This window comes from Pseudoalteromonas sp. CF6-2, from assembly GCF_021729425.1.
Lineage (GTDB): Bacteria > Pseudomonadota > Gammaproteobacteria > Enterobacterales > Alteromonadaceae > Pseudoalteromonas > Pseudoalteromonas arabiensis.
Map to the genome: position 1 here is coordinate 3,282,319 of NZ_CP091442.1, position 7,682 is coordinate 3,290,000.

The window sequence follows — 7,682 nt, forward strand, 5'->3', positions numbered from 1 at the left end:
AAAACTCCAAAGCTAGTTATTGCAGGCTAAATTGCACATCAATTTGCTCACCATCCCGCTCGATAGTGATACTTGCGTCAGTACTATTACGTAATTCGTTTATAGCCGTCATCGCCTGTTTTAAATCATTTAATTGATAGCCATTTATTACAACAGCTAAATCATTATTCATTAATCCCATTTGCTTAAATAGCTCTGGATCTTTACCAGGGCTTAAGCGATAACCCACAAGCTCACCATCAACCATCGCTTGCGATACACGAATATAGTCGAATAGTTTGCCAGGATCGTTTAATATTTCTTCGCGCGTTTCAATAATCGCTTCTTTAACGTCTTCATCTGCCGTTGGATTTATTTCTCTTTCAGTATCAAAAGGCTGAGGGCCTTCTTGTAATTCAGGCTCTGTCTTTGCGGCCAACACAGGCATAGAGACTGTCTTTGTAAAATCAAGACCATCTAACATCAATGTTTCAAAACGACCACTCACATCTAAAATAACCCGATCAGGCAAAACTTGAGCTAATTTAGCTCGTGTGCCTTGAATAGCATCATCGACCACATACGTTTCTTGTCTTCCCTGAGACTCAATAATTGCTAAACCAGCTTGGTCATCTTGGCTTACAGCAACAATGCCGGTTAGATTAATACTTAACCGTGTTTCTGGCGCATTATTAATAACGTGTGTTTGCTTTGCGGTAGGTTTTTTTGAGTCAACAATTACTTTCCCGAATAAATGTTGATCAATAATTTGTTGAGAATTTACAGTATCTGTGCGAGCCGCATTCAAACTTACTCGATTTGTGGGCAATACTTTTGAACTAGGCTCAGGCCATAACAACCAAAACAACTTAGATGACAAAAATGCTATATAAACAACAACTAACAGCACTACAAATGCACTCAATTTGGCATGTGGTAGGCCATTCAAAAATTGTCTAACTTGTTGTAAGTGTTGATCCATAAACTTTAATTCTTATTTTAATTTACTGCCTAATAGCTGGCTTATAGTACCTTTTCATTTTTCATTCAACAAGCGCACATATATTAAACTTTGTAAACAGAGTGATTCTAACGAGTAGGAGTTCAAAGCAAGGCTTTGACTGTTTCTTTATAATTAAGTTTCATGATAAATTTTGCCTATATATTGAGTAGCTTTAGAAGAGCGTAATTGTGTCAAAAGTTAACACTAAACAATCGCAAGACAAACAAGACGAGTTAAGCGTACGCCTGGATAAATGGTTATGGGCTGCACGCTTTTATAAAACCCGCTCAATAGCACGAGACATGGTACAAGGCGGTAAAGTGCATTATAATGGACAACGTACTAAACCAAGCAAAATAGTCGAAGTGGGTGCAGTAGTAAAACTACTACAAGGGGTCGACGAAAAGATAGTCACGATTGAAAAAATCCTTGATAAACGCCAAGGAGCCCCCATTGCACAAACCTTATACCAAGAAACTCAAGCAAGTATTGAGAAACGCGAAGCAAATGCTATCGCCCGTAAGAACAACAGCTTCTTTGCTCCACACCCTGATCGTAAACCAGATAAAAAGCAAAGACGTGAACTGTTAAAAATGAAATCAAGTTAGGTAATGCTCCATGCAACAAGATTTACTTCATCGTTATATATTTGATCAACTCGATGTACGTGGTGAACTCGTACAAATAGACCAAACCTATCAAGAGATGATCGCTAACCACAATTATCCTGCCCCTGTGCAAGCTCTACTTGGAGAGTTACTTGTAGCAACTTGTTTACTCACAGCAACACTTAAATTTGAAGGTGAAATTGCTGTTCAATTACAAGGGGATGGCCCAGTAAAATATGCTGTTATCAATGGTGATGACAAGCAAAATATGCGTGGTGTTGCGCGTTTACAGGGTGAAGTGCAAGGGAACACCATTAAAGATTTAATCGGAAATGGTTATATGGTCATTACGATTACCCCAACAAAGGGTGAGCGTTACCAAGGCATTGTGCCTTTAGAGCACGATAGCCTAGATAAATGCCTAGAAAGTTACTTTGAACAATCTGAGCAATTGAAAACACGCTTATGGTTTGCAACAGACGTTACAGCTGACTCTGCCAAAGCGGCGGGCCTTTTCTTGCAAGTACTACCGGTTAATAAAGAGAAATCTGTAGAAGACTTCACGCATTTAGAAGCACTCAGCAACACAATTAAGGATGAAGAATTACTTCACCTAGATGCAAATACAGTGCTTACTCGCCTATATCATGAAGATAACCCACAGTTGTTTGAACCACAAAAAATTACTTTTCGTTGTGGGTGCAGCCGTGAAAAAACAATTACAGCGTTAGTGAACCTCGGTCAAGATGCTTTACTTGAAGACGTAAAAGCAAATGGTGAAGTAAAAATTAGCTGCCATTATTGCTTGAAAGATTACATCTTTAACGAGCAGGATATTAAAGCTATTTTTAATTAAAGTTGCACTTAATAATAATATTATATTAAAAGCCGTATTTATTACGGCTTTTTTGATCAATTTCATGACACCGGTATCATAAAAAACCGCTCTTTCATGACACCGGTATCATTGAAATTATTCATGTTTTTTGCCAAATATATGTGTTTTTAAGCCCTTCACACTCTCGAATATCCCTAATCCTTCTGTTACTATTATTTCAGCTTAAGGGAAATAAGAACCCCAGAGCTATCCCGTTCAATCTCACACAATTTAGGTATAAACATGACTGCAAACGCTACTCGTTTTGTCGATCTAACTGCAGCTGAACTTGTCGAACACGCAATCCGTCGTGGCGAAGGGACTTTAGCCGCTAATGGTGCTTTTGTTGCAAATACTGGCCGTCGCACTGGCCGTTCACCAAAAGACCGTTTTATTGTTCAAGAACCAAGTACTGAAAACGAAATCCAATGGGGTAACGTAAACCGCCCTTTCGATGCTGACAAATTCGACGCCTTATGGGCTCGCGTAGAAGCGCATGTGCAAAGCAATGACCACTTCATCTCTCACCTAGAAGTTGGCGCAGATCCTGAGCACTATTTACCTGTTGTTGTAACAACAGAAACTGCATGGCATCACATCTTTGCCAAAAACATGTTTATCGAACCTGATACTTATAATGCATCTGATTTACCTCAGTGGCAGGTAATGAATGTCCCTTCTTTTGTTTGTGACCCAGAACGTGATGGCACAAATAGCGATGGCACAGTAATTATCAACTTTGCACAACGTAAAGTGCTACTGGCAGGTATGCGTTACGCCGGTGAAATGAAAAAATCAATGTTCTCTGTACAGAACTTCCTACTGCCTGCGAAAGGTGTATTACCAATGCACTGCTCTGCAAACGTAGGTGAAGCTGGCGACACTGCGCTATTCTTCGGTCTTTCTGGTACAGGTAAAACAACATTATCAGCTGATCCTACTCGTTTCCTAATCGGTGATGACGAGCACGGCTGGGCACCTGGTAGCGTATTTAATATCGAAGGTGGTTGTTACGCTAAATGCATCGACCTATCACAAAAGAATGAACCAGTTATTTGGAATGCAATTCGCTTCGGTACAATCTTAGAAAACGTTGTACTTGACGATAACCGTGTACCAGACTTCCATGATACAAGCCTTACACAAAATAGCCGCGCAGCTTACCCTCTAGAGCACGTTGAAAAACGTAAAGTAGAAAACCGCGCAGGTGAGCCTAAGGCAGTTGTATTTTTAACATGTGACGTAAGTGGTGTATTACCACCAGTTTCAGTACTTACTGAAGAAGCGGCAGCTTACCACTTCCTAAGCGGTTACACTGCAAAAGTAGGCTCAACTGAAATCGGCTCAACAAGCGATATTGAATCAACTTTCTCAACCTGTTTCGGTGCGCCATTCTTCCCACGCCCTGCAGGCGTGTACGCAGAGCTTCTAATGAAGCGTGTACGTGAATTCGGCGCTAAAGTATACCTAGTTAACACAGGTTGGACTGGTGGCCCTTACGGCACAGGTAAGCGTTTCGATATTCCGACTACACGAGCTGTAGTTGATGCAATCGTATCAGGTAAACTAGCTGATGTTGAAACTCAACACATCGACGTACTTAACCTAGATGTACCAGTTGCAGTTCCTGGCGTAGATAGCCAACTTCTTAACCCAATCAACACATGGGAAGATAAAGAGAAGTACGCAGAATACGCAAACAAGCTAGCATCTGACTTCACAGAAAATTTCGCCAAATACGACGTTTCTGAAGCAATCAAATCTGCAGGACCTAAAGCTTAGTAAAAAAACTTACTTCCTGAATAAAAACGCCAGCTATATGCTGGCGTTTTTGTTTTTACAGTAATAATGTGGGCATACAGCAGAGATTTTACTTTAGTATTAGCCAACCACTTTACAGATAACCTCTGTATTCTACTACCGAACAGCCAGTAGGCTCATCCCGTCCCCAATAAGATCTATACCTGCGAGTCTCTATCACGCGATGTAAAATCGCGACTACACACGTGTTGCGGCGGCCTTGTTGCGTAGCAGCGGGTTTATTCCGCGTCATTAGCTGTCTATTCGCAGATAGAGCGCGATATAAAATCGCGACGACACACGTGTTGGGGTAACCTTGTCGCGTAGCTGCGGATTTATTCCGCGTCATGGGGTGTCTGTTCGCGGATAGAGCGCGATGTAAAATCGCGACGACAAACGTGTTGGGGCGAGATTATCGCGTAGCTGCGGGTTTATTCCGCGTCATGGGGTGTTTATTCGCGGGTAGCGCGCGATGTAAAATCGCGACCACATACGAAAAAACCCGTTGCATTACTGCAACGGGTTTCTCTAATTAGGAGCCATGGCGCGCTACGCAGTAGGATGTCCTACTTTCACATGGCGAATGCCACACTATGCCTACAAGGATAGAAGTAGTAGGGTCTTGGTTGGGTGTTTTATTTTCTACAGGCAACAAAAAACCCGACTCTTTCGAATCGGGTTTCTCTAATTAGGAGCCATGGTGCGCTACGCAGTAGGATGTCCTACTTTCACATGGCAAATGCCACACTATGCCTACAAGGATAGAAGTAGTAGGGTCTTGGTTGGGTGTTTTATTTTTCTACAGGCAACAAAAAACCCGACTCTTTCGAATCGGGTTTCTCTAATTAGGAGCCATGGTGCGCTACGCAGTAGGATGTCCTACTTTCACATGGCAAATGCCACACTATGCCTACAAGGATAGAAGTAGTAGGGTCTTGGTTGGGTGTTTTATTTTTCTACAGGCAACAAAAAACCCGACTCTTTCGAATCGGGTTTCTCTAATTAGGAGCCTGGCGATGTCCTACTTTCACATGGCAAATGCCACACTATCATCGGCGCTGTTTCGTTTCACTACTGAGTTCGGCATGGGGTCAGGTGGGTCCAAAACGCTATTGTCACCAAGCATATTCTGGTCGTTAATCGCACTCGCAATTAACTAAAATTCGGAAATCTGATAATCGTAAATCTACTTTAGTATCTTAACTTCTGCTTTGCGTTGTTACGCTGCCACAAAACGCGTTTGGCGTTGTATGGTTAAGCCTCACGGGTAATTAGTACAGGTTAGCTTAATGGCTCACACCACTTCCACACCCTGCCTATCAACGTTGTAGTCTTCAACGGCCCTTCAGAGACTTTAAAAGTCTAGTGAGAACTCATCTCGAGGCCTGCTTCGCGCTTAGATGCTTTCAGCGCTTATCAGTTCCGAACGTAGCTACCGGGCAGTGCCATTGGCATGACAACCCGAACACCAGCGGTTCGTTCACTCCGGTCCTCTCGTACTAGGAGCAACCCCTCTCAATTCTCAAACGCCCACGGCAGATAGGGACCGAACTGTCTCACGACGTTCTAAACCCAGCTCGCGTACCACTTTAAATGGCGAACAGCCATACCCTTGGGACCGACTTCAGCCCCAGGATGTGATGAGCCGACATCGAGGTGCCAAACACCGCCGTCGATATGAACTCTTGGGCGGTATCAGCCTGTTATCCCCGGAGTACCTTTTATCCGTTGAGCGATGGCCCTTCCATTCAGAACCACCGGATCACTATGACCTACTTTCGTACCTGCTCGACGTGTCTGTCTCGCAGTTAAGCTGGCTTCTACCATTACACTAACCGTACGATGTCCGACCGTACTTAGCCAACCTTCGTGCTCCTCCGTTACTCTTTGGGAGGAGACCGCCCCAGTCAAACTACCCACCAGGCACTGTCCGTAATCCCGATCAGGGACCAACGTTAGAACATCAAAACTACAAGGGTGGTATTTCAAGGACGGCTCCACAAAGACTAGCGTCTCTGCTTCAAAGCCTCCCACCTATCCTACACATGTAGGTTCAATGTTCAGTGCCAAGCTGTAGTAAAGGTTCACGGGGTCTTTCCGTCTAGCCGCGGGTACACAGCATCTTCACTGCGATTTCAATTTCACTGAGTCTCGGGTGGAGACAGCGTGGCCATGGTTACACCATTCGTGCAGGTCGGAACTTACCCGACAAGGAATTTCGCTACCTTAGGACCGTTATAGTTACGGCCGCCGTTTACCGGGGCTTCGATCAAGAGCTTCGTCCGAAAACTAACCCCATCAATTAACCTTCCGGCACCGGGCAGGTGTCACACCGTATACGTCATCTTGCGATTTTGCACAGTGCTGTGTTTTTAATAAACAGTCCCAGCCACCTGGTCACTGCGGCTCCCGTCCGCTTAGAGAGCAAGTCTCATCACAGATAGGAGCGTACCTTCTCCCGAAGTTACGGTACGATTTTGCCTAGTTCCTTCACCCGAGTTCTCTCAAGCGCCTTAGTATTCTCTACCTGACCACCTGTGTCGGTTTGGGGTACGATTCGGTATAATCTGAAGCTTAGAGGCTTTTCCTGGAAGTATGGCATCAACAACTTCACACCCTTGGGTGCTCGTCTCGTGTCTCAGTCTTAAGAGTCCGGATTTTCCTAAACTCTCAACCTACTCACTTTCACATGGACAACCAACGCCATGCTTGTTTAGCCTGCTCCGTCCCCCCATCGCAATTATACCAAGTACGGGAATATTAACCCGTTTCCCATCGACTACGCCTTTCGGCCTCGCCTTAGGGGTCGACTTACCCTACCCTGATTAACATGGGATAGGAACCCTTGGTCTTCCGGCGTGCGGGTTTTTCACCCGCATTATCGTTACTCATGTCAGCATTCGCACTTCTGATACCTCCAGCATACCTCCCGGTACACCTTCAACGGCTTACAGAACGCTCCCCTACCACTCAAACAAAGTTTGAATCCGCAGCTTCGGTGCATAGTTTAGCCCCGTTACATCTTCCGCGCAGACCGACTCGACCAGTGAGCTATTACGCTTTCTTTAAAGGATGGCTGCTTCTAAGCCAACCTCCTGGCTGTCTGGGCCTTTCCACATCGTTTCCCACTTAACTATGACTTTGGGACCTTAGCTGGCGGTCTGGGTTGTTTCCCTCTTCACGACGGACGTTAGCACCCGCCGTGTGTCTCCCGGATAGTACTTTACGGTATTCGGAGTTTGCAAAGGGTTGGTAAGTCGGGATGACCCCCTAGCCTTAACAGTGCTCTACCCCCGTAAGTATTCGTCCGAGGCTCTACCTAAATAGATTTCGGGGAGAACCAGCTATCTCCCGGTTTGATTAGCCTTTCACTCCTAGCCACAGGTCATCCCCTAACTTTTCAACGTTAGTGGGT

General features: G+C 44.6%; 4 protein-coding genes and 2 rRNA genes (1 of these 6 running past the window's edge). 3 read left to right on the forward strand and 3 right to left on the reverse strand.

Annotated elements, in window-relative coordinates:
* Nucleotides 1-16 precede the first annotated feature (16 nt).
* Nucleotides 17-961 carry a type II secretion system protein GspC gene (gene gspC, locus L3Q70_RS15210; protein WP_062567036.1) on the reverse strand — a complete coding sequence of 315 codons (945 nt, stop codon included), beginning with the start codon at nt 959-961 and terminating at the stop codon, nt 17-19.
* 209 nt (nt 962-1,170) lie between these two features.
* Between gspC and hslR the strand changes: the two genes are divergently transcribed.
* From hslR to L3Q70_RS15225, 3 genes are all read left to right on the forward strand, one after another.
* Complete coding sequence (gene hslR / locus L3Q70_RS15215) at nt 1,171-1,590, forward strand: ribosome-associated heat shock protein Hsp15 (RefSeq protein ID WP_130149080.1); 420 nt, start codon at nt 1,171-1,173, stop codon at nt 1,588-1,590.
* A gap of 10 nt (nt 1,591-1,600) precedes the next feature.
* Nucleotides 1,601-2,446, forward strand: coding sequence for an Hsp33 family molecular chaperone HslO (gene hslO, locus L3Q70_RS15220; protein WP_062567034.1), 846 nt, complete (start codon nt 1,601-1,603; stop codon nt 2,444-2,446).
* 264 nt (nt 2,447-2,710) lie between these two features.
* Nucleotides 2,711-4,249, forward strand: a complete 1,539-nt coding sequence (locus tag L3Q70_RS15225; RefSeq protein ID WP_193987926.1) for a phosphoenolpyruvate carboxykinase — start codon at nt 2,711-2,713, stop codon at nt 4,247-4,249.
* A 1,026-nt stretch (nt 4,250-5,275) separates the two neighbouring features.
* On the opposite strand, the gene rrf is transcribed toward L3Q70_RS15225, so the two are convergent.
* Together rrf and L3Q70_RS15235 are read right to left on the reverse strand one after the other, a co-directional pair.
* Nucleotides 5,276-5,390, reverse strand: a 5S ribosomal RNA gene (rrf, locus tag L3Q70_RS15230).
* Nucleotides 5,391-5,517: 127 nt separating this feature from the next.
* A 23S ribosomal RNA gene (locus tag L3Q70_RS15235) occupies nt 5,518-7,682 on the reverse strand (it continues 720 nt past the right edge of the window).

What these genes read in the sequence shown, in the direction of transcription:
- gspC (WP_062567036.1), bottom strand. Translation starts at nt 961, where the DNA reads ATGGATCAACACTTACAACAAGTTAGACAATTTTTGAATGGCCTACCA.
- hslO (WP_062567034.1), top strand. Translation starts at nt 1,601, where the DNA reads ATGCAACAAGATTTACTTCATCGTTATATATTTGATCAACTCGATGTA.
- L3Q70_RS15225 (WP_193987926.1), top strand. Translation starts at nt 2,711, where the DNA reads ATGACTGCAAACGCTACTCGTTTTGTCGATCTAACTGCAGCTGAACTT.